The following is a 21,811-nucleotide window of genomic DNA, read 5'->3' on the forward strand; positions in this document are numbered from 1 at the left end:
TTTAATTTTATAGGATTATAACAAAAAGATATGTCATTTGTGTGTCAAAGTTAGCTTAAGAAATTTATTTTATTTTTACTTTTGGTTGATTTTTAAGTTTTAAAAACATCATTGCTGTCATAATAGCATCATTGTAAGCATCGTGTTTCCCCATTTCAGGAATTTGAAGATCTTTCATTATTGCATCGAATCTAAGATCAATATTACTTTGAGGGATTTTTTCTATTTTATAGTCATGATATATTCCAGATACTTCATAAGTTTTATTAGGTAATTTAATCCCGATTTTTGGTTTTAAATATTTATTTACCATGGCAACATCAAACTCTAAAAAATATCCAACAAGTTTTCTATTTCCAACAAATTCTAAAAACTCTTCAATTACTACAGCAATATCTTCTGCTTCTTCTAAATCCATTTCTCGTATGTGATGAACTTTAATTGCTTCTATTTGAAGCTTTGTTTTTGGTTTAACAAACTTTACAAATTTTTTACTTGAAACTATCCTATTCCCTTTGATTAAAACAGCACCGATTGATATGATATCATCATTTTCTACACTTAAACCGGTTGTTTCACAATCAAAACATACATATTCATCACTTGTAGGAGTATCAAAAAGATATAAATATTTTTCATCTTTTAAATTTTTTTTATTGAAGTAGTTTTGTATTTTTCTAAACATAATTTAACTTATAATGATGTTCTAATTTTTTCTTTAATTTATTAACAATTTTAAAACTATCTTTTAATAAATCTTTTTCCATTGTATTTAGATTATCAGGATTTATGTAGTTATCAATTGTTTGACCACTATCCATTTTTTCTAGATTAGATTTTAATTTGATTGTTAGTAAAAATTTAAATGATTCTATTAATTCTGATGCAAATTCTTCATCAAGTTCACCAAGTTCTTTTAGCTCTTTAATTCTTCTTATTGTATTTACTCTCATTAATTTATGTTCTAATGATAGTGTTCTAATACTTTGAACAATTATGAAAATACCACCTCTTTTTATATCAATTTCATTATCATGTTCTTTATCTGTTGAATCAAATACGAAGCCATCAAAGAATCCTAAAGGCACATCAAAGTCCATAATAATTTTTGCAAAGTGCATATAAAAAGTTTTTGAAGTCGAACCTATTTTAAATAGATATTCTTTTAGTTCTGTCAATATTTTTCTATCTTCTGTTACTGACATTGCATCATAGAAAATTGCAAGATTCATAAAGTTATCACCACTTGGTTTTGTAACCCATTCATAAATCAAGTCTTTAAAATCTTTCTGTCTTCTACACCAATATGGATTAGAAACCATAATATTACCTTCACATCTTGGAAATCCAAAATCTACAAGATGTTCTGTATATTCATGAGTATATTTTAAAATCTCTTCATCACTTAAAGTACAATCATCAGCAATTATAAGAGCATTATCTTGGTCTGTCTTTAAAATTTGTTCAGCTCTTCCTTCACTTCCCATTACTACTAAACATGCTTTGCCTAAAAGTTCTTCAGGTGCAGTTAGTTTAAATAGTTTGTTCATTACTTTTCTATTTAATTGATTGATTAATTTTGAAATAAAATCAACTTTTACACCTTTTGCATTTAGTGATTTTATAATTTTTGTAAATGATTGAGAGGCTTCTTTCAATTCTTCTATAGTCTCTGCTTTTGATATTGTATTTGATACTGAAAATGTATGTGTCGCAAAAAAAGAAGATAAAGAAATTTGATCTATTATTCCACAAATTTCATTTTGGTCATTTTTAACTACAACTCTTTTTAGACCGTGTTTAGCCATAATTAATTGGGCATTAAATAAGAAGTCATTTTCGTTTACATATACAAGACCTTTGTTTGATATCTTTCCAACTATATCATCAAAATCCATTCTATTTAATATTACTTTTTCTCTAAAATCTGAATCAGTTACAATATACATTTCGCCGTTTTCATCTTTTAAAAGTAAAGTTGGTACTTTTTCTTTCTTTATTGTTGTAACTGCATCAAAAATTGAGGTATTATATGGAACTATTACTGCTCTATGTACATTTGCCTCTTTTACTTTTGCTACCATTAAATTTGATAATTCTTTATTTTTCTGATTATTAATATTTGCATTTAATTTTTGAGAGATACTTTGAAAGAAAAAACTTTCTAATGCAGAATTTTCATGTAATGTTTTTATAAAAATTGCACGTGGTAGTGTATAGCATATTGTTTCTTGTGCTGTGACAAAAGTATGTTTTGAGTAGTTTTCGATAAGTGAAATAGGATCAAAAAATTCATTTGTTGAATATATTGACATAACTTCTTCATCTACTTTTTCTTGAACTAAACCTTTAATAATAAAATATAAATTTTCAGGTTCACTTCCTTGTTTTTGTAATACTTCATCTTTTTTTAGATAAACAATATCTAGATTTTCTGCAAACTCTTCCCGTTGTACTTTTGTCAAGTTTTCAAAAGGATGAATTGATTTTATAAACGTTGTTTGTTCAAGTATACTCATAATCTCTCTTTATTTAATTTTTATTGTATTACTAATAATTTTAACTTAAAATGAATAAAATAGTTATTATTATTTAGCTTAATTTTTGAAAAAAACGTCGATTTTATGGGAAATAATGTAAGAAAAATGGAATTTTATTAATTTGTAGGATTCTTTATCAAAGGATAAAAATCCTTTGATAAAAATTTATAATTTTTTGTATTAGTGGTCAACTGCTCCAGCTGAACCAATACCTGTATTTGCTCTAACATTTTGAGCTCTAAACATCTCTTTTTCATTTTTCCCTCTTTCAGAGTTATCTGTTTTAGAGAAGAACCAGATACCAACAAAGGCAACTGTTACAGAGAATAGAGCAGGGTGTTTATATGGGAATAATGCTTCAGCATTTCCTAAAATTTGCACCCAAACAATTGGTCCAACTATAACAAGAGTAACGGCAGTAAGTAATCCTGCAAGACCACCTAAGAATGCACCTCTTGTTGTTAATCCTCTCCAGTAAATAGATAAGAATAAAATTGGGAAGTTTGCAGATGCAGCAATACCAAATGCTAGTCCAACCATATATGCGATATTTTGTGATTCAAAAGCAATACCTAAAGTAACACCAACAATACCAACAGCTACAACTGTGATTCTTGAAATTTTAACAATTTGCTCATCAGATGCATCAGGATTGATTACATTTGAGTAAAGGTCATGCGAAATTGCAGATGCTCCAGCAAGAGTTAATCCAGATACAACTGCTAAAATAGTAGCAAATGCAACAGCTGAAATAAATCCTAAGAATGCGTTACCACCTAACATATGTGATAAGTGAATTGAAGCCATATTATTTCCACCAAATAGTTTTCCATCAACATAATATTGAGCACCTTCTGGTGAATTTAAGAATGCGATTGCACCAAAACCAACAACAGTAATAATAATCCAGAAGTAACCAACAAAACCAGTTGCATAAACAACAGATTTTCTAGCTTCTTTAGCATTACCAACAGTAAAGAATCTCATAAGTACGTGTGGTAAACCAGCAGTACCAAGCATAAGTGCCATACCAAGTGAAATAGCAGAAATAGGATCAGAGATAAATCCACCTGGTGCTAAAATTGATTCTCCTGCAGTGTGATTTTCAACTGCTTTAACAGCTAAAGATTCAAATGAGAAATCAAATGCATATAGAACCATAACCGCCATAACTGTTACACCTGTTAGAAGTAAACAAGCTTTAATAATTTGTACCCAAGTAGTTGCAAGCATACCACCAAAAGTAACGTAAATAATCATCATTACCCCAACAAGCATTACAGCAAACTCATATTCCATACCAAATAGTACTTGAATAAGCTTTCCTGCTCCAACCATTTGTGCAATTAAGTATAAAACAACAACTGAAATTGTACCAAATGCAGCTAGTGTTCTAATCTCTTTTTGACCAAGTCTATATGCTGCAATATCAGCAAAAGTAAACTTACCTAAGTTTCTTAACTTTTCAGCCATAAAGAAAAGAATAATTGGCCATCCAACTAAGAATGATACTGCATATATAACACCATCATAACCTTTTAAATAAATTAAACCAGATACTCCAAGGAATGCAGCAGCAGACATATAATCACCTGCAATTGCTAAACCATTTTGGAAACCAGTAATTCCTCCACCAGCAGTATAAAAGTCAGATGCAGATTTTGTTTTTCTTGCTGCCCAAACTGTTAAACCTAAAGTAAATACAATAAAAGCAAAAAACATAATAATTGCAGGAATATTAAGTTCTCTTTTTGTTGCTTCAAACGTTGCATCACCAGCAGCAAATGCGCCTAATGCAATAATAGAAATAAGTGCTAATATTTTAAACATTATAATAAATCCTTTACATCTTCTTTAATCTCATCATTTAAATCTTCAAACTCACCATTTGCTCTTTTTACGTAGATAACAGTAGTTAAAAAACTAATAACTAAGATAGCTAATGCAATAGGAAATGCAATTGTTGTAAGCCCATCACCCATTTTTGTAGCTAATAGCTCTTTATTAAATGCGATTACCATAATGTATGAATAAAACATTACAAGTACAAAAATACCTAACTTAATACCAAAGCTGTTCTTTTTAGAAACCAGCTCTTGGTATTTAGGATTGTTTTCAATCCTCTCTACTAATTCGTCCTTCATCTTTTCCCCTTCATTTTCTTAAGATCGTCCTTCATAAGAAAAATTTATGATGTTAATATACTTAATTATAAGCTTACCTTAAGAGTAGCAATAACATAGCATATAAAAACATAGTAATTATTACATATGAATAATCAAATGCTGTACATATTTTGTACTAATTGTGTAAAAAATATGTAAGATATGTAGAAAGGTAACAAAATATAGGTATAACAAAAATACCAATTTATGGTACTTCTAGTACAGTTTTAGAACAGAGAAAGTTCTTTAAAGCTACTTGATGTACATATACTGTACAGAATGTACTTTTAAAGAACATTTTAGTAACTTGTTTTGATTATTATGTTCTTTAATAAAAAGACCAAGGAAATGCTTTTTTTGAGTTATTTTGTAAAAATTTATTATAGAGTTAATTCTTGAATTAATCAAGTGAAGATTATTATTTAAATAATAACCTTACATTCTTGTTTTTGAGTGTAAGGTTATATATTTATTTAATAGCAGTTTTTATTATTTGTCTTGCTAAACTAGCAACTTGAACTCCTGCTCAACTACTTCTATAAATCAAATTTACATTTAATAATAGTTCATAGTTTCCTTTTTCATAAAATTCTATAGAAGAAAAAGGAATTCCATTTTCTACTTCTGGTTCTTTTTTTGAAGTAAAATGTTCAATATCAATAAATGCTACTATATTATATCCTGAAGGTAACTTTGACTCACTTAGTTTTATTTCTATTTTATTTTTTCCTATAAAAAATTTTGAAGGAATAATAACTTTTACATCTTGATTTGAATAATAGTCAAAATCTTTTTTAACTATTGGACAAACTTTTGAAAAATCTTCTTCAGCAATAAGTAGTGTCAAAGAAATAAATAGTAGTGCCAAAATAGTTTTCATTTTATATCCTTATAGTCTATGCACTTTATTCGGCATTGATGAATGAATAAATCTTGTACTTGGTTTTGTTGGTGCTTCAACTGCATAATCAAGACCTAAAGGATTTTTTTCTCCTATATTTGCATATTTTGGATCATGAATATCAACAACTTGTATCGCTTCAACTGGACATGATTGAACACATGCTGGTAGTTTGCCATCAGCTTGTCTCTCCCAACACATACTACATTTTTCTGCTTTTCCTAATTGCTCATTAAATTTAGATGCTCCAAATGGACATGCTTTTACACATCCTCCACATCCTATACATAAACTTTGGTCATGTTTACAAATACCAGTTTCTGGATCTTTTGTATGTGCTTGAACTGGACAAACAGCTACACATGCTGGCTCTTCACAATGATTACATGCAATTGAAGCATAATATCTTTCTGCTGGAACTTCTACTTTAGGAGGTTTTGCATACCATACAAGTGTAGGTAAAATATTATTTTGATCTGTTCTATACTCTTCATGACCTATTTCTCTTACTTGTCTCCATAAAATACCCTTATCTTGATGATATTGATTTTTACAAGCCATTGCACAGGTATTACAACCTAAACATTTATCACTATCTACTAAAAAAGCTTTTTGCATAATTTCCTCCTTATACTTTTCTAATGTTTACATAAGTATCTTGTAATGCGACACCTGGTGCACCAGTTTTGAATAGACCCATATCAGAAGAAGTATCATCTACTAATTCATTTACATTATAAATACTATTGTTGTACCATTGTTCATACATCATAAATGTCCCAACTGGAGTATTATCTGTAATTTTTGCCTTAACACGTAAAAGACCTTGTTTATTGAAAACAGATACCATGTCACCTGTTTTAATTCTTTTATATGTTGCATCTTCAGGATTGATGTATACAAATGGTTCTGGATGAATATCTTCCATCCAATCAATATTTTGAAACTGTGAGTGAAGTGAAAATCTAGAGTGTAGAGTTGTTAATCTATATTTATCATATGGTTTTCTTGTTTCTAAATATTCAGGCAATGCAGTGTGTCCATATTCAAGTGCTTGTTCTGAATAGAATTCAAACTTACCGCTTGGAGTACCAAATTTACCATCTGCAAATGGAATAACTGCTTTTGCTTTTACTGGTCCATTTTCTAGTTCTTTCCATGATTTTATTCCAAATTGTTCATAAATTCCTTTATTGAATTCTTTACTTGTAAGTTTTTTACTATCGTATTTTTGAGGGAAAGTACAAGAACCTTTCTCTTTTTTATTCATATATACTGAGAGTAAAGAAGCAATTTCTAAATCAGATTTTACTTCATGTAGAGGTTTTATAGCTTGTTGATTTATACTTAACCAGTAGTGCCAATAAGAGACATTTACATCATACTCTTCAAATTGAGTTGTAACAGGCAATACAATATCTGCCCATCTTGTAGTTTCATTGAAAAACTGGTCAGCTACAATAACTGTATCAACACTATTAAATGCTTTTATAAGTTTATTTCTATCAAAATCTTGAGCCATTGGATTTTTACATGCAACCCAAAGAAGTTTTATTTTTGGATCAGTTGCTGTTAGTATTCCTTCTGCTGTTTTATTAATATTTAAATACCTATCAGAGTATTTAACTTTTTTAGCACTATCAGCTCCATGCATATCTCCCATTACTGCATTTGATGCCGTATACCCAATACTTCCTTTTGGTTTAGGATTTGTCATTGCATTATAATTAAAGCCCCAAGTATGCAAATGTCCATATCTAGCACCACCTGCATATTTACCTACATTTCCAGTAACTGCAACTAAAGCGTCTATTGCTCTAACCATTGAACCACCGTTTGTGTGTCTTTGAATACCATAACCAATCCAAATAGTTGCAGGGTCTGCTTTTGCAAAACCTAATGCAATCTCATGAATTAATTTTTCAGATAATCCACTTACTTCAGATGCTTTTTTTACTGATACTGTTTTTAAATACTTCTCAAATTCTTTATATCCATGTGAGTTCTTCTTTAACCATTTTTTGTCATGTAGATTATTATCAATAATTATTTTAGCCATAGCTAAAGCTAGTAATCCATCACTTCCTGCTTTTACTTGGAAATATTCATTAGCTTTAGATGCAGTTTCTGTAAATAAAGGATCAATTACAATAACTTTTGCACCTTTTCTTTTTGCTTCATAAATATATTTCATAGTATGAATAGAGTTTGAAGCTGGATTAACTCCCCAAAGAATAATATATTTACTATCTTTCATCTCTTCAGGGTCATTACACCACATATTTCCAGTATCAAAATTTTGTGCATCAATTCCTGCTGGCCAACATGGAGTTCCTCCAAATCTTGTTGTATATCCAAGAGAACTAAACATACCTTCAACACCATAGTGAGTAATACCAAAGTTACCAGAGTATTTTGTAAGTGCTGCACCTAACAAGTGTCCATCTTCTTTTTTCATATTTAAGAATTTATCACCAATATGACCAATAGCTTCATCCCAAGAGATTCTTTTCCATGAACCAGAACCTTTTCCACCAACTTGCATCATTGGGTACTTGATTCTTTTAGGAGAATAAACTCTTCTTACATAAGAGTTTCCTTTAACACAACAACCACCATTTGTAAAAGTTGATTCTGTTGCCCCTTCTATAAATTGCATTACCCCATCTTTTACAAAAGTCTTTATACTACAAGTATCATAACAGTTCCTTGGACAGGCATTTCTGAAGGTTTCATAAGCCTTTTCTCCTAAATAAGGAATCTTAGTATTTAAAGATTCATTTGCTAGAAGTCTTCCTCCTGGTAATACTGATAGAACACCACAGGCGACTAAACCTTTTAAAAAACTTCTTCTTTGAAGGCCATCATTTAATATACCTTCTACTTTTTCTTTTGAATAACTCATGATATCTCTCCTTTAATTTTGAGCTCATTTTGGAAAAAACTATTTAATTCTTTTATTATCAAATTAATTGCATTTGATTTTTTATTTTTATTTTCTAATACTCTATTTGTAAATTTAAATATCCATGTATTTATATGTTCACATAAAAAATAAGTTCTCAAATCTTTTAAATATGGAATATCTTTTTCAATCTCAATAAAAAGTAGTTGGTAGTATGCATCTAATTCTAAACCTATAAAATCTTCTGGAACTCTATCTTTTAGGGAGTTTTTAAATCCCATAATTTCATATAAATCTCGTATTTGCATTGTAGTTTTTGTCATTAGTGCTTCTTCTTCGTCTAAATAAATAGAGGCATAAGGAGGAGCAATAGGAGTATCTGGCCCAATAAAAAAATAATTAAACTCTGTTTCAAGCTTTATTTCAGAGATTTTTGTATCTTGAACTAAACTTGAAAAAGCTTCAAATAACTCTTTTGAATTATTACTTAAAAAGATATCTCTTAAGTTTTCTGCTGTTTTTAATCTATTAGAATTTGTATTCATTTTAGCCTCTATTTTTTAATTTATTAAAGTAATGCTAACTAAAAAAAATCGCAAAAAAATACTAAAAAATAGAATATTTTAAATTTATCTTAATTTTTAAATTTAATTTTTCTTGGCTATAATAGAAGGCAGATTCGCTTAAAAAAGTTTGATATAAGGGGTTGTTTTGAAAAGTGTTAAAACTAGGTTAAAAGCTGTAACTATACTTTATGCTGAAGATGAAGTGGGAATTAGAAAAAATATTATGAAAACATTATCTTATTATGCAAAAGAGGTTTATGAAGCTTCAAATGGACAAGAAGCTTTTGATTTATATGAAAAAAATAAACCAGATATTATTCTAAGTGATATTCATATGCCTATTATGGATGGAATAGAATTTATAAAAAAAGTTAGGCAAACTGATAAAAATACACCTGTTGTAATGATAACTGCACATACTGATAAGAAATATTTACTTGAAGCAGTTGAATTGCATATGGAAAAATATATTGTTAAACCAATTAATACAAAAATGTTATTTGAAGTTTTAGGAAAATGTATTGATGCTTTAAATATAAATTGTGTGATAAATCTAAGTTGTGATAAAAATTATAGTTATGATTTTGATAATAAAAAATTAATGTATAAAGATGAGGTAATAGTTTTAAATAAAAAAGAGGTCTCTTTTGTAGAATTACTTATAAATAATCAAAATAGAGTTGTAAAATATGAAGAGATACAAGATAAAGTTTGGCAAGATAATGTTATGACTGATAGTGCATTGCGATCAGTTGTTTTACACTTACGAAAAAAGTTACCAACTAATATTATAAATAACCTCTCTGGGATAGGATATAATCTTGTCTAGAATATTTTTTTTATTGATGATTTTAATAGTATATTCTCATACTATGGATAATATAGAAGAAGATATATTTAAAGAAGATAAATCTTCTTTAGACGCTATAAACTATTTGCATCCTAAATCACATATAAAAGTATTTCTTCCTAGTATTCCTTATATTTATATATCAAAAAATACAAATGCTGGACTTATACGTTCTGATGATAATGAACAAGGTTGGGTATATGATTTAGCCAAATCTCATGAACGAATAGATGATTATACTTATATTTTCGAAATCAAAAGAAATTTAAAGTTTCAAGATGGTACTTCTTTTACAATTGAATCGGTTATGAATAATTTAAATCATTTTAAGAAGAATCCTTTTTTATTCACAAATGTTGATAAAATAGATTTTGAAATTACAAAATTAGATGATTATAGAATAAAAATTAAATTAAAACAGAAGTATGAGATGTTTTTTTTAGACTTGGCAAGAGTATTCTTTTTTACAGATGAATATCTTAAAAAATATAATCCAAAAGGCGAAGAGACAGAGACTGGAACAAAAGCTGCTGGAGCTTTTGGTATGGGTCCATATATTTTAAAAAGTGGTTATGCAATTGGTAAAAAACAAACTAATAAAATTATACTTGAGGCAAATCCATATTATTGGGATAAAAGATATCCAAAAATTAAAAAAGTAACTATTTTTACCCAACTTGATGCAAATGAAGCTTTTGATAGTGCTGTAAATTATGAAGGGTTACTTGATATATCGCCTATTCCTTTTGACAAGAAAATTGAAGCAGTTATGTCTAAATATTCGAAACTAGTAATAAAAGAGTCTACAAATAATATTATTGTTTTTTTTAATCTTATTAATGGAAATAAAAAGCTAAGAGATAAAAAAGTAAGAATAGCACTTAACGAGGCTTTAAATCAAGAGAATCTCTTAAATTTTGTATATAAAAAAGAAGGAACACTTTCTCCTTTTTCTACATCTATTCATTTTAAAGTAGTAAATAAAATTGCTAAGAAGAAAGAGTACAAAGTATATTCAATGAGTGAAAAAGAGAAGCATAAATTATTAGATGGTTTAGTTCTTGATGTTTTTACTCAAGATCGTTTTATGTTTTTATGGAGAGGAATTGAGTATCAACTTGAACAATATGGAGTAAAGTTAAATTATCTTGTTACAACTAGTGAAAAAGATATTTATGAACAATTACTTAATACAAAATCTTCTAAAAATAGTAAGTCTTGGGATATGTTAGCTTGGGGTGATGATGATTGGTATTATCAAAATCCTTGGACAACTCTATTTATTTATGAAAGTGATTCTCCTTGGTCTACCATTCCTAATGACGCATTTATGAAAAAATATATTGATAAATTTTTTGAAACTAAAATAGATGAATCAGAATATGAAGATGTTGTTTCAAAGATTTTATATAGAGCAAGAGATATGGCATATACTTTAAGAGTACCATCTATAAATAAAGTAATAGCTGTAAATAAAGAGGTGATTTTTGAACCATATGAGGGAGGTATTATTCCTTTATGGAAAACAAAAATTACAAAAAAACATTGGTCTGTTAGAAAGAAAGTAAATTATCCTGAAAATCTACATCAGCCAATAATTCCCCTAAGGGTCAAATAATGAGAATAATTAACAGGTTTAATATCAAGTCAAAATTGAGTATTTTATTCATCGTTTTATGTTGTTCAGTATTTATTTTTGGATATATAATTATTGATATAAGTGAGAACTCAAAAGGAAGATTAAAAGCAGTTTATCTTCAATCTCAAGATGTATCACTATTACAAGAAAATATCATAACTCCTTTATATAAATTAAGAGAAAAAACTCAATCTCTTGTAATGGCTCCAAATAAAAAATTAAGAGTCAAGATCCAATATGATTTAAATTTATTGATAAAAGAGTTAGAGAAATCTTTTTCAAATTTTCATATAGAAGATGAACAAACAATCAATTTATGGGATAAATATAAAAAAGTTATAAAAAGAACAAATTATTATTTACAAAGAGGCTTTGAAGAGGGTGCTTATATAAATGTAACAACAAAAGGAAAAGACCAGTTTGAATTTTTGATAAATCATTTATTGAATTTACAAAGTGAACTATTAAATAAAGCAAAAACTTCTTATTCTAATGCAGTTGAAGAATCAAAGTTATTGATTATTGAAATTATAATATATTTATTAATAATTCTATTTTTCTCAATAATTATTGGATGGCTTATTTCAAATAGTATTATTACTTCTATGGATGTTGTTCAAAGAGGTTTAAATGAGTTTTTTGAATACTTAAATTATAAAAAAGATAAAGCTCAAAAAATTGTTATTCATTCAAATGATGAGTTTTCTCAGATGGCACAATCAATTAATCAAAATTTTGAGAATGTAGAACTTAATATCAAAAAAAATGAAGAGTTAATCAAAAATGCAACAAAAGTATTACAAAGTATAAAAAGTGGTAATTTAGGAATGAGGCTAACAACAAATACAAATAGTAAAGCTTTAAATGAGTTAAAAATTATGATAAATAATATGATAGATAATTTAGAATACAAAATACAAAATGAGATAGATAAAAGGTTAGAACAAGAACAGATTTTAATACAGCAATCAAAACTAGCAGCCATGGGAGAAATGATAGGAAATATTGCTCATCAATGGAGACAACCTTTATCACAAATATCAGCTATTCATATGAATATGTTAGCTACTTATGAATTTAATGAATTCACAGAAGAATATTTAAATGAAAAAATAGAAGAGGCCGATATGCTTACTTCTTATATGACTCAAACAATCTCTGACTTTCAAAACTTTTTTAATCCTGAAGAAAAGAAACAAATATTTAGTGTAAAAGAGGCTTGTAATAAGGCTTGTTTTATTGTTAAAAGTGCTTTGAACTATCATAATATAGAGTTAACTTTAAATGTATTAGATGATGAAAAAGTAAATGGATATCAAAATGAGTATTCTCAAGTGATATTAAATATTTTAAGTAACGCAAAAGATATATTATTAGAAAGAGAAATAAAAAATCCAAAAATTCAAATAGAAATAAAAAGTGGAGAGGATTATAATATTTTAAAAATAGAAGATAATGCGGGAGGAGTAGATGAAGATATTTTAGATAAGATTTTTGAACCATATTTTACAACTCATCATAAAACTCAAGGTACAGGAATAGGTCTTTATATGTCTAAAAATATTATTGAAAGAGAAATGAATGGATTTATAAATGTTAAAAATACTGAAGTTGGAGCTTGCTTTACAATAAAGGTTCCCCAATAGTTTTGGCTTTAGAAAGATTTAGACTAAAAAGAGTATAACTCTTTTTAGTCTATTAAATATACTTAGTGATCAACTGCTCCATCTGCACCAAATCCTGTTTCAGCTCTAACATTCTGAGCTTCAAATGCTTTTTGTTCATCTTTTGCTCTTTGAGAATTATCAGTAATTGAGAAAAACCAAATACCAATAAAGGCAATAGATACAGAGAATAAAGCAGGGTGTTTATATGGAAAAATTGCTTCTGCATTTCCTAAAACTGATACCCAAACAACGGGACCTAAAATAACTAAAACAACAGCTGTAATAAGACCCATTAGTCCACCAATTAATGCTCCTCTTGTTGTTAATTTAGACCAGTAAATTGATAAGAAAAGAATTGGGAAGTTTGCTGATGCTGCAATTGCAAATGCAAGACCAACCATAAACGCAATATTTTGTTGTTCAAATGCAATACCTAATACCACTCCTACTATACCAATAGCAATTGTAGCTCTTTTTGAAACTTTAATTTCTTGCTCTTCTGTACAGTTTGTATTTATAACAGAAGCATAAAGGTCATGAGAAATCGCAGATGCCCCAGCAAGAGTTAGTCCAGATACAACGGCTAAAATAGTTGCAAATGCTACTGCTGAAATAAATCCTAGAAATACATTTCCTCCTACAACATGAGATAGATGAATTGCTGCCATATTATTTCCACCAAATAATTTACCGTCAACAAAATAAGCTTGTCCTTCTGGAGAGTTTAAGAAAACAATTGCTCCAAGACCAATAATTGCAATTACTAAATAAAAGTATCCAATAAATCCAGTTGCATAAACAACAGATTTTCTAGCTTCTTTTGCATTTCCTACTGTAAAGAATCTCATAAGTACATGGGGAAGACCAGCAGTACCTAACATAAGTGCTAAACCTAATGAAATTGCAGAGACTGGATCAGAGATAAAGCCTCCTGGAGCCATAATATCTTGTCCTAAAGTATGTGTTTCAACAGCTTTTGTAGCTAATGCTTCAAAAGAAAAACCAAAATGACTTAATACCATGAATCCCATAAAAGTAACACCAGATAAAAGTAATACTGCTTTGATAATTTGTACCCATGTTGTAGCAAGCATACCACCAAATGTTACATAAACAATCATCATTACACCAACTAAAATTACGGCATATTCATATTCTAATCCAAATAATACTTGAATAAGTTTTCCTGAACCAACCATTTGTGCAATTAAATATAAAGTAACAACTGCTAAAGAACCAAGTGCTGCAAGAGTTCTAATCTCTTTTTGACCAAGTCTATATGCAGCAATGTCTGCAAATGTAAATTTACCTAAGTTTCTTAATTTCTCAGCCATTAAGAACAAAATTACTGGCCAACCAACTAAAAATCCAACTGCATAAACAAGACCATCATAACCTTTTAAATAAACAAGTCCTGATAATCCTAAAAAAGATGCTGCTGACATATAATCACCTGCAATTGCCATACCATTTTGGAATCCTGAAATTCCTCCACCTGCCGTATAAAAATCTGATGCAGATTTAGTTCTTTTTGCTGCCCAGTAAGTAATACCTAAAGTACCACCAACAAAGATAAAAAACATAATAATTGCAGGAATATTAAGCTCTCTTTTTGTTGCTTCAAACTGTGCATCACCAGCTGCAAACATTGCAACTACAAAAATTGAAATAAGTGCTAATATTCTTAACATTATAATTCTTCCTTTACATCTTCTCTAATTTTATTAGTTAAATCTTCAAATTCACCATTTGCTCTTTTTACGTAGATTAATGTTGTAATGAAGCTAATAATAATAATTGCAGCTGCAACAGGGAATGCTATAGTCATAACACCTTCCCCAGTTTTAATTCCAAGTACTGTAGGGTTAAATGCAATCGTTAAAATGTATGTATAAAACATAACTAAAATGAAAATGCCTAATTTAACAGCAAAACCAGTTCTTTTTTTTACTAACTCTTGATAGTTGGGGTTAGCTTTTATTTTCTGTACTAATTGATCGTTCATAGATCCGTCCTCTCCTCTAGACTTATTTTCTTATATTACAATTTCTTATACTTTTAGTAGCATAAAAATAGCATTACAAAAATAATGTAGATTATACATCTAATAATTTGTAGATTAGTTTAAAAGTTGATTTTTAAGTCAAGATTAAGTATGAATACATATTCAGTAACAAATAGTTACAACAATAAAATAACAAAAAAGAATATGCTATTTTATTGCTACGAAGTAATGTGAATTTTTAATTATCCTGTATAAAATGTAGAGTTTGCAGGAGTCATTTCTCTTAGTTTTAGGAATATCATTGAAGTCATTATTGCATCATTTAAAGCATCATGTTTTCCAAGTTCAGGAATTTCTAACTCTTTCATAATAGTATCAAATTTTAAATCAATAAATTGATATTCAGAGTTTTTTGGTCTAGTCTTATAATACATTGAAGATACCTCAATGGAATGATTAGGAAGTTTAATCCCAATATATTTTTTTGTATATTTTGAAATCATTGCAATATCAAATTTAATGTAGTATCCTACAATTGTTCTATTTCCAATGAATTCTAAAAGTTCTAAAATAGCATCCTTAGGATCTACAGCATTTTCTAAATCAATAGGTCTTATATGATGAATTTTGATTGACTCTTCAGTTACATTTTTTGAAGGTTTTACAAATATATTTAAAGTTTTTCTCATCAAGATTTTATTTTCTTTGATGATTACTGCACCTATAGAAAGAATTTCATCTTTTTTAGGACTTAAGCCAGTTGTCTCACAATCTAAACATACATATTCATCTTTTGGAGCATCCTCAAAAAGAAAATCATATCTTTTATCTTTTAGATTCTTTCTTCTCCAGTTTTTTATAAATTTTTTAAACATTATGAAATCTTATCTGTTTTAAATGAATAGCTAATAAATTTTTTAAAATCATTTACGATTTTAAAACTATCTTTTAGTAAATCTCTCTCAATCTTACCTAAAGAGTGAGTATCTATTTCATTATTAATTTCTTTATCATCCTGAATCATCAATAAGTGTGCTTTTAGTCTTAATGTATTTAAAACATCAAAAGCTTCAAGTAATTCATGTGCCATATCATGTTCTAATACTTTTTTACTTTCTAATATTTTTATTCTTTTTATTGTTGTAGTTTCTCTGATTTTTTCACGTAATGCAAGACTTCTTATCCCTTGTACTATTGGGAAAACACCAGTTTTTTTAATATCAAGAATATGTGTTTTTGTCATAAAATTTGCTACGGTACTTGGAGTGTCAAAAGTTAGAGTAGCTTTTGCAAAATATGCCATAAAAACATCTTTATCATGCAGTTTATTAAATAAATCATCTTTTAAATTAATTAATAATTCTTTATCTCCTGCAACTGCATAAGCATCAAAGAAAATTGCTAAATCCATGTAATTTTGCATATCTGGTGCTTCAATCCATTTAGCAGTCTCTTTTTTATAATCTTCTACATTTTTACACCAAAATGGATTTGATACCATAATATTACCTTCACATGGAGGATAACCAAAATCAATTAGAGTTTGAGTGATTCTTTCCATATAAGGTCTATATTTTTCAACATCAACTCCATCTTTGACAACTAAGGCATTATCTTGGTCAGTTTTCATGATTTGTTCATTTCTACCTTCACTTCCCATTACAATAAGACATGCATCAGCTTGCATTTCATCTGGCAACATTAACGTGTATAGCTTTTTATAAACTTTTGTATTTAATTGACCAATTAAATTTGATATATGATTTACTTTTACACCTTTTGCATTTAGTGTTTTAATAGTATTGATTAATTCAATACTTGCATCTTTTAAATCTCCAATACTTTTAGCATTTTTAATTTTTGAATCTACAACATATGTATGATTTGCAAAATGTGATAAGACATCAATTTGTTCTAAAATACCAATCATATTACAATCGTTATCAACAACCCCAACTCTTTTAATATTCTTTTTAATTAATAAAGAGAATGAGTCAAATAAGTAATCATCTTGGTTTACTGATAATAAAGGGAATATTGCAATATCATCAACTGGTATTGTTAAATCTCTACCTTCTAATAATACTTTTATTTTAAGCAATGAATCTGTGATAATTCCATATTCATTATTTTCTTTTTTTACAATTATTGTTGAAGTTTTATACTCCATAGACTTTTCAATTGCATCAATAAGTCTTGTTCCACTATCAACGATACATGGTGGATGTAAAACAGTATCACTTACTTTTGCAATCATAAATGTTGAAAGCTCAGAAGTATACTCTTTATCTTTTAGAGTTTGAAATTTATTTACAAGATTATTTAGAAAAAAGTCTTTGAAACCATCATTTTTTTCAATTAATTCAAGAAAAATATTTTTTTCAATTTCATAACAAATTAAATCTTCATATACTTTAAAGTTGTTCTTCGTTTTAGCATATATTAATGAGTTAGCATCAAAAGAATCTTCATAATGATAGTCCATAAGTACTTCTTCTTCATTATACTCATGTACACTACCTTTTATAATTACAAAAAAATGATCTGGTATTTTTTCGGGAGTAATTAATACTTCATCTTTAGGATAATAGGCAATATCCATATGTTTAATACATCTATCCATTTGCTCTTCAGTTAGTAATTCAAAAGGGTGAATATTTGATAAAAAAGATTTTTGATCTCGAAGACTCATAGTATTCCTTCATGCATAAAATAGTATTGATTATAGTTAAAAATAATGTAAAAATATGGGAATTCACATCTTTAGTAATTTGGCATTTATATAATACAATTTTTTTATATTAGTAAATAATACAAAAAAATTGTATAAATTAGAGTAAAAAAAAAGCCAACCCGAAGGTTGACTTTTTAGTTTGATTAGTGATCTACCGCGTCACCAGCACCAGAAGGAATTCTGATTCTCTCAACAAGATCTTGAATCTCTTGAGGAGGTTCTGGAGTCATTCTAGATACAGCAAATGCTACAAGAATATGTAGGATTGTACCAATTGTACCAAATGATGCAGGAGAAATTCCTAAGAAGTACTGATCTGGTGTTCCTGGACCCCAGATAAAGTAAATTGCATAACCAACAGTTACAATAAGACCTGTTAAGATACCTGCAATTGCACCTTCTTTGTTCATTCTCTTATCAAATACCCCAAGGATAATTGTTGGGAAGAATGCTGCCGAAGCAATACCGAATGCTAATGCAACAACTTGTGCAACGAAACCAGGAGGGTTAATTCCTAAGTAACCAGCAACACAAATAGCAACGATAGCTGAAACTCTTGCCCACATTAACTCTGATTTCTCAGTTAATGTTGATTTCCCAGTTTCTTTATCTTTAAATACAACTTGACCCATTAAGTCATGTGAAATAGCTGAAGCAATTACAAGTAATAATCCAGCTGCTGTTGATAATGCTGCTGCAAGACCACCAGCTGCGATGAATGCAATTACCCAGTTAGGTAAGTTTGCAATCTCAGGGTTTGCAAGTACCATAATATCTCTATCAACATATAATTCGTTTTGAATTTTTCCATTTTCTACATATGGCTTACCATTTGTAGTTTTTCTTTCACCACTTGGTCCAACGTTAGTTCCATCAAATGCAGGTTTACCTTTTTTAGCATCAAAAGCAGCACCAGGAGCATATTGAATTTTACCATCGCCATTTCTATCAGTCCAAGCTAATAGTCCACCTTGTTCCCAAGTTTTGAACCATCCACCATTATTTGGAGTTCCGTCAGCATGTTTTAACTCACCAGCAACAAACGCTTTATATTCAACGTTTTGTACATTTTTGATTAAGTTAATTCTTGAGAATGCAGCAACTGAAGAAATAGTTGTATACATAATCGCAATAAATACTAATGCCCAACCAGCAGATACTCTAGCATCTTTAACAGTTGGTACTGTAAAGAATCTAACGATAACGTGTGGTAAACCAGCAGTACCAAGCATTAATGCAGTAGTTAACATAAATGTATTCCATAAGTTACCAGGTTGTGTATACTCTTTGAATCCTAAGTCAGAAACTGCAGTATCTAGAGCATGCAACAGATAGGTTCCTTCCGGGATTACTTTAACACCATCATCAAATGCGAAAGTAGTTTGTGCAAAAATACCTAATTGAGGTAAGAATGTATCAGTTACTTGTAATGAAATGAAAATTGCAGGAATCATATATGCAAAAATCATAACAACATATTGTGCAACTTGAGTATATGTAATACCTTTCATACCACCAAGTACAGAATAGAAGAATACGATTGCCATACCGATGATAACACCTGTATTTACATCAACTTGTAAGAATCTTGAGAATACGATACCAACACCTCTCATTTGTCCAGCAACATATGTGAACGAAACGAAGATAACACCGATAACTGCAACAAGTCTCGCTGTATCAGAATAATATCTGTCACCAACGAAATCAGGTACTGTAAATTTACCAAATTTTCTTAAATAAGGAGCCAATAACATAGCTAGTAGAACGTATCCACCAGTCCATCCCATTAAGTAAGCACCACCATCAGAACCTTTGAAAGAAATGATACCTGCTAAAGAAATGAATGACGCTGCTGACATCCAGTCCGCTGCTGTTGCCATACCATTTGCTACTGGGTGAACCCCTCCACCTGCAACATAAAACTCTTTAGTAGAACCAGCTTTTGCCCATAATGCAATACCGATATAAATTGCGAATGTAATACCTACGAATAGGTAAATCATTGATTGTAATTCCATAATAATCCTTTCCTATTCGTTAACACCGTATTTTTCATCAATTCCTGTCATAACCTTAACGTAAACAAAAATTAATGCAACAAATACATAAATCGCACCTTGCTGTGCAAACCAAAATCCTAACTTAACACCACTTATTTCTATTGCATTAAGTTCGTTAATGAATAAAATACCACATCCGTAAGAAACAACGAACCAAACTACAAGTAGTTTCATGATCATTGAAATATTTTCTTTCCAATATGCCTGAGCTTTTTCTGGACTCATTTAGATCTCCTTTTAAAGTTTTACTAATAAACTTAAATAGTTTTTAGTAATTCAACCTTGAAAGTATAATAAGTCAATGTAGCAAAAAGGTAGCAATTACATTTTTTTTACATAAATTTTTTTTGAGTGTAGTATTAGCGTAGCAAATAAGCTCTGAATGAGCTTATTGAAGGGATTTGTTAGACAGAATAATATCTGTCAATTTTGTAACCTAATCCTCTGATATTTTTGATAAAGTCTTCTTTTAATGCTTTTTTTAGTCTTGAAATCTCTGCTCTTATTGTAGGATTATCAATATTCTCTCCACCCCAGATATCAATTCTAAATCTTTCGAAGTCAACAATCATATTAATATTAAGTGCAAGTATGTGAATAATTTCTAATTGTTTCTTTGTAAGAGTTTGAGGTTCTCCACTAAAATATAGAGTTTGTTTATCTTTAGAATATGAATAGTTTTCAGAAAATCTAATATGTGAAGTACTATTTTGGTCTTTTTTAAGTATTTGATTTATCTTAATACCTAGTTCTTCTAAATGAAAAGGTTTTTTAATATACTCTCTACATCCTAAATCATATGCTTTTGTAATATCTTCTATATCAATAAGCGCTGATATGTATATAGTAGGAATATAGATTTTCTTTTTATTTAAATCTTCTAATATTTCAAAACCATCTTTTTTCGGTACGTTAATATCTAGAATAAGTAAGTCAAAACTTGTATCTACACTATTAACAACTTCTTCACCATCTGTGAAACTTTCAACCATATGCCCAATATCTCTTAAATATTCAGATATTGCATTGTTTAGCATTAATTCATCTTCAAGTAGCAGTATTTTCATTTATTTTAAACCTATAAGTGAATTTCGTATCTTTATCATTTGAGTCAAGTTTGATTATAACTAAATTTTTATCACAAATCTCTTTTACAATCCTTAATCCAAGGCCAAAACCACCTCTTGAACTATTTTCTCTATAAAAATCATTAAAGATTTTTTCTTGAGCTGTAATTTCATCTGAATTTGTTTTTACACTAAACTCTACTATTTCATCATTGAAATATGTAAGTCTTATATATATTGGAGATTTTACATATGAATATTTTATAGAATTAGATATATTATTATCAACTATTCTTTGTAACTCTGTTTTATTAAATTTTATATAAATCTCTTCATCAATATTTGTAATAAAAAATAATTCATTTGATGTTGCAACACCGTGAAAAAAATCTAGTCTTGATTTTAAGTATTCTGAAAAATTAATATATTCCTTTGGATAATCAACTCTATCTTTTTTAATTAAATATGACAAATCATCATAGATATATTGAATAATTTTTGTTCCTGATTCTATATTTGATATATATTTGTTATTTGGCGTATGCATTTTTAATAAATCTATATTTGTTCTTATAATAGATAAGGGAGTATTTACTTCATGAACTGAATTTTTAAGAAACTGTTTTTGTGAATCAATAAGATTTGTTAGTTCTTTTGTTTGTTCATTAACTTTTTCTTCTAGATGTGTATTTAAATCTTCAAGCATATG

At 28.6% G+C, this 21,811-nt stretch carries 19 protein-coding genes; 3 read left to right on the plus strand and 16 right to left on the minus strand.

The window, feature by feature from the left end; all coding sequences use genetic code 11:
- Positions 1–64: 64 nt before the first annotated feature.
- The 8 genes from BT997_RS03735 to BT997_RS03770 form a co-directional block, all read right to left on the minus strand.
- Positions 65–685 carry a 3'-5' exonuclease gene (locus BT997_RS03735; RefSeq protein ID WP_072680099.1) on the minus strand — a complete coding sequence of 207 codons (621 nt, stop codon included), beginning with the start codon at positions 683–685 and terminating at the stop codon, positions 65–67.
- Positions 678–2,519 (minus strand): putative nucleotidyltransferase substrate binding domain-containing protein, encoded by a 1,842-nt coding sequence (locus BT997_RS03740; RefSeq protein ID WP_072680100.1) that lies wholly within the window; start codon positions 2,517–2,519, stop codon positions 678–680. The genes BT997_RS03735 and BT997_RS03740 overlap by 8 nt, the downstream gene beginning before the upstream one ends.
- Before the next feature lie 201 nt (positions 2,520–2,720).
- Positions 2,721–4,370 (minus strand): cation acetate symporter, encoded by a 1,650-nt coding sequence (locus tag BT997_RS03745; RefSeq protein WP_072680101.1) that lies wholly within the window; start codon positions 4,368–4,370, stop codon positions 2,721–2,723.
- Positions 4,370–4,684: a DUF485 domain-containing protein gene (locus BT997_RS03750; RefSeq protein WP_072680102.1), complete on the minus strand. Its 315-nt coding sequence runs from the start codon at positions 4,682–4,684 to the stop codon at positions 4,370–4,372. Before BT997_RS03750 ends, BT997_RS03745 begins: the two co-directional genes overlap by 1 nt.
- 547 nt (positions 4,685–5,231) lie before the next feature.
- Positions 5,232–5,585 (minus strand): hypothetical protein, encoded by a 354-nt coding sequence (locus BT997_RS03755; protein ID WP_072680103.1) that lies wholly within the window; start codon positions 5,583–5,585, stop codon positions 5,232–5,234.
- 9 nt (positions 5,586–5,594) lie between these two features.
- On the minus strand, positions 5,595–6,224 hold the full coding sequence (locus BT997_RS03760) for a 4Fe-4S dicluster domain-containing protein (RefSeq protein WP_072680104.1): 630 nt from the start codon (positions 6,222–6,224) through the stop codon (positions 5,595–5,597).
- 10 nt (positions 6,225–6,234) lie between these two features.
- Positions 6,235–8,511 carry a molybdopterin-dependent oxidoreductase gene (locus BT997_RS03765; protein ID WP_072680105.1) on the minus strand — a complete coding sequence of 759 codons (2,277 nt, stop codon included), beginning with the start codon at positions 8,509–8,511 and terminating at the stop codon, positions 6,235–6,237.
- A complete protein-coding gene (locus tag BT997_RS03770; RefSeq protein WP_072680106.1) occupies positions 8,508–9,056 on the minus strand; it encodes a molecular chaperone in 549 nt (182 codons plus the stop codon). Before BT997_RS03770 ends, BT997_RS03765 begins: the two co-directional genes overlap by 4 nt.
- Before the next feature lie 166 nt (positions 9,057–9,222).
- Between BT997_RS03770 and BT997_RS03775 the strand changes: the two genes are divergently transcribed.
- The 3 genes from BT997_RS03775 to BT997_RS03785 are packed head-to-tail and all read left to right on the plus strand — an operon-like array spanning position 9,223 to position 13,212.
- Complete coding sequence (locus BT997_RS03775) at positions 9,223–9,906, plus strand: response regulator transcription factor (protein WP_072680107.1); 684 nt, start codon at positions 9,223–9,225, stop codon at positions 9,904–9,906.
- Complete coding sequence (locus BT997_RS03780) at positions 9,899–11,545, plus strand: ABC transporter substrate-binding protein (RefSeq protein WP_083568428.1); 1,647 nt, start codon at positions 9,899–9,901, stop codon at positions 11,543–11,545. The genes BT997_RS03775 and BT997_RS03780 overlap by 8 nt, the downstream gene beginning before the upstream one ends.
- Entirely contained in the window at positions 11,545–13,212 is a 1,668-nt protein-coding gene (locus tag BT997_RS03785) for an ATP-binding protein (protein ID WP_083568430.1), read from the plus strand. Before BT997_RS03780 ends, BT997_RS03785 begins: the two co-directional genes overlap by 1 nt.
- A gap of 62 nt (positions 13,213–13,274) precedes the next feature.
- Here BT997_RS03785 and BT997_RS03790 read toward each other — a convergent pair whose 3' ends face one another.
- The 8 genes from BT997_RS03790 to BT997_RS03825 form a co-directional block, all read right to left on the minus strand.
- Positions 13,275–14,924, minus strand: coding sequence for a cation acetate symporter (locus BT997_RS03790; RefSeq protein WP_072680108.1), 1,650 nt, complete (start codon positions 14,922–14,924; stop codon positions 13,275–13,277).
- Complete coding sequence (locus BT997_RS03795; RefSeq protein ID WP_072680109.1) at positions 14,924–15,238, minus strand: DUF485 domain-containing protein; 315 nt, start codon at positions 15,236–15,238, stop codon at positions 14,924–14,926. The genes BT997_RS03790 and BT997_RS03795 overlap by 1 nt, the downstream gene beginning before the upstream one ends.
- A 242-nt stretch (positions 15,239–15,480) precedes the next feature.
- Complete coding sequence (locus BT997_RS03800) at positions 15,481–16,113, minus strand: 3'-5' exonuclease (protein ID WP_072680110.1); 633 nt, start codon at positions 16,111–16,113, stop codon at positions 15,481–15,483.
- On the minus strand, positions 16,113–17,930 hold the full coding sequence (locus tag BT997_RS03805) for a DUF294 nucleotidyltransferase-like domain-containing protein (RefSeq protein ID WP_072680111.1): 1,818 nt from the start codon (positions 17,928–17,930) through the stop codon (positions 16,113–16,115). Before BT997_RS03805 ends, BT997_RS03800 begins: the two co-directional genes overlap by 1 nt.
- A gap of 185 nt (positions 17,931–18,115) precedes the next feature.
- A complete protein-coding gene (locus BT997_RS03810; protein ID WP_072680112.1) occupies positions 18,116–19,993 on the minus strand; it encodes a sodium:solute symporter family protein in 1,878 nt (625 codons plus the stop codon).
- Between the two features lie 12 nt (positions 19,994–20,005).
- Positions 20,006–20,260 (minus strand): DUF4212 domain-containing protein, encoded by a 255-nt coding sequence (locus BT997_RS03815; protein ID WP_072680113.1) that lies wholly within the window; start codon positions 20,258–20,260, stop codon positions 20,006–20,008.
- A gap of 179 nt (positions 20,261–20,439) precedes the next feature.
- On the minus strand, positions 20,440–21,102 hold the full coding sequence (locus BT997_RS03820) for a response regulator transcription factor (RefSeq protein ID WP_072680114.1): 663 nt from the start codon (positions 21,100–21,102) through the stop codon (positions 20,440–20,442).
- Positions 21,083–21,811, minus strand: a 729-nt coding sequence (locus BT997_RS03825) for a HAMP domain-containing sensor histidine kinase (protein WP_143145152.1), incomplete at its 5' end; no start/stop codon positions are given. The genes BT997_RS03825 and BT997_RS03820, both read right to left, overlap by 20 nt.

The sequence above is a fragment of the Arcobacter sp. LA11 genome (assembly GCF_001895145.1).
Lineage (GTDB): Bacteria > Campylobacterota > Campylobacteria > Campylobacterales > Arcobacteraceae > Halarcobacter.

Excerpts from the sequence above, each read along its gene's own strand:
- BT997_RS03735 (WP_072680099.1), bottom strand. The coding sequence starts at position 685 with ATGTTTAGAAAAATACAAAACTACTTCAATAAAAAAAATTTAAAAGAT.
- BT997_RS03740 (WP_072680100.1), bottom strand. The coding sequence starts at position 2,519 with ATGAGTATACTTGAACAAACAACGTTTATAAAATCAATTCATCCTTTT.
- BT997_RS03745 (WP_072680101.1), bottom strand. The coding sequence starts at position 4,370 with ATGTTTAAAATATTAGCACTTATTTCTATTATTGCATTAGGCGCATTT.
- BT997_RS03750 (WP_072680102.1), bottom strand. The coding sequence starts at position 4,684 with ATGAAGGACGAATTAGTAGAGAGGATTGAAAACAATCCTAAATACCAA.
- BT997_RS03755 (WP_072680103.1), bottom strand. The coding sequence starts at position 5,585 with ATGAAAACTATTTTGGCACTACTATTTATTTCTTTGACACTACTTATT.
- BT997_RS03760 (WP_072680104.1), bottom strand. The coding sequence starts at position 6,224 with ATGCAAAAAGCTTTTTTAGTAGATAGTGATAAATGTTTAGGTTGTAAT.
- BT997_RS03765 (WP_072680105.1), bottom strand. The coding sequence starts at position 8,511 with ATGAGTTATTCAAAAGAAAAAGTAGAAGGTATATTAAATGATGGCCTT.
- BT997_RS03770 (WP_072680106.1), bottom strand. The coding sequence starts at position 9,056 with ATGAATACAAATTCTAATAGATTAAAAACAGCAGAAAACTTAAGAGAT.
- BT997_RS03785 (WP_083568430.1), top strand. The coding sequence starts at position 11,545 with ATGAGAATAATTAACAGGTTTAATATCAAGTCAAAATTGAGTATTTTA.
- BT997_RS03790 (WP_072680108.1), bottom strand. The coding sequence starts at position 14,924 with ATGTTAAGAATATTAGCACTTATTTCAATTTTTGTAGTTGCAATGTTT.
- BT997_RS03795 (WP_072680109.1), bottom strand. The coding sequence starts at position 15,238 with ATGAACGATCAATTAGTACAGAAAATAAAAGCTAACCCCAACTATCAA.
- BT997_RS03800 (WP_072680110.1), bottom strand. The coding sequence starts at position 16,113 with ATGTTTAAAAAATTTATAAAAAACTGGAGAAGAAAGAATCTAAAAGAT.
- BT997_RS03805 (WP_072680111.1), bottom strand. The coding sequence starts at position 17,930 with ATGAGTCTTCGAGATCAAAAATCTTTTTTATCAAATATTCACCCTTTT.
- BT997_RS03810 (WP_072680112.1), bottom strand. The coding sequence starts at position 19,993 with ATGGAATTACAATCAATGATTTACCTATTCGTAGGTATTACATTCGCA.
- BT997_RS03815 (WP_072680113.1), bottom strand. The coding sequence starts at position 20,260 with ATGAGTCCAGAAAAAGCTCAGGCATATTGGAAAGAAAATATTTCAATG.
- BT997_RS03820 (WP_072680114.1), bottom strand. The coding sequence starts at position 21,102 with ATGAAAATACTGCTACTTGAAGATGAATTAATGCTAAACAATGCAATA.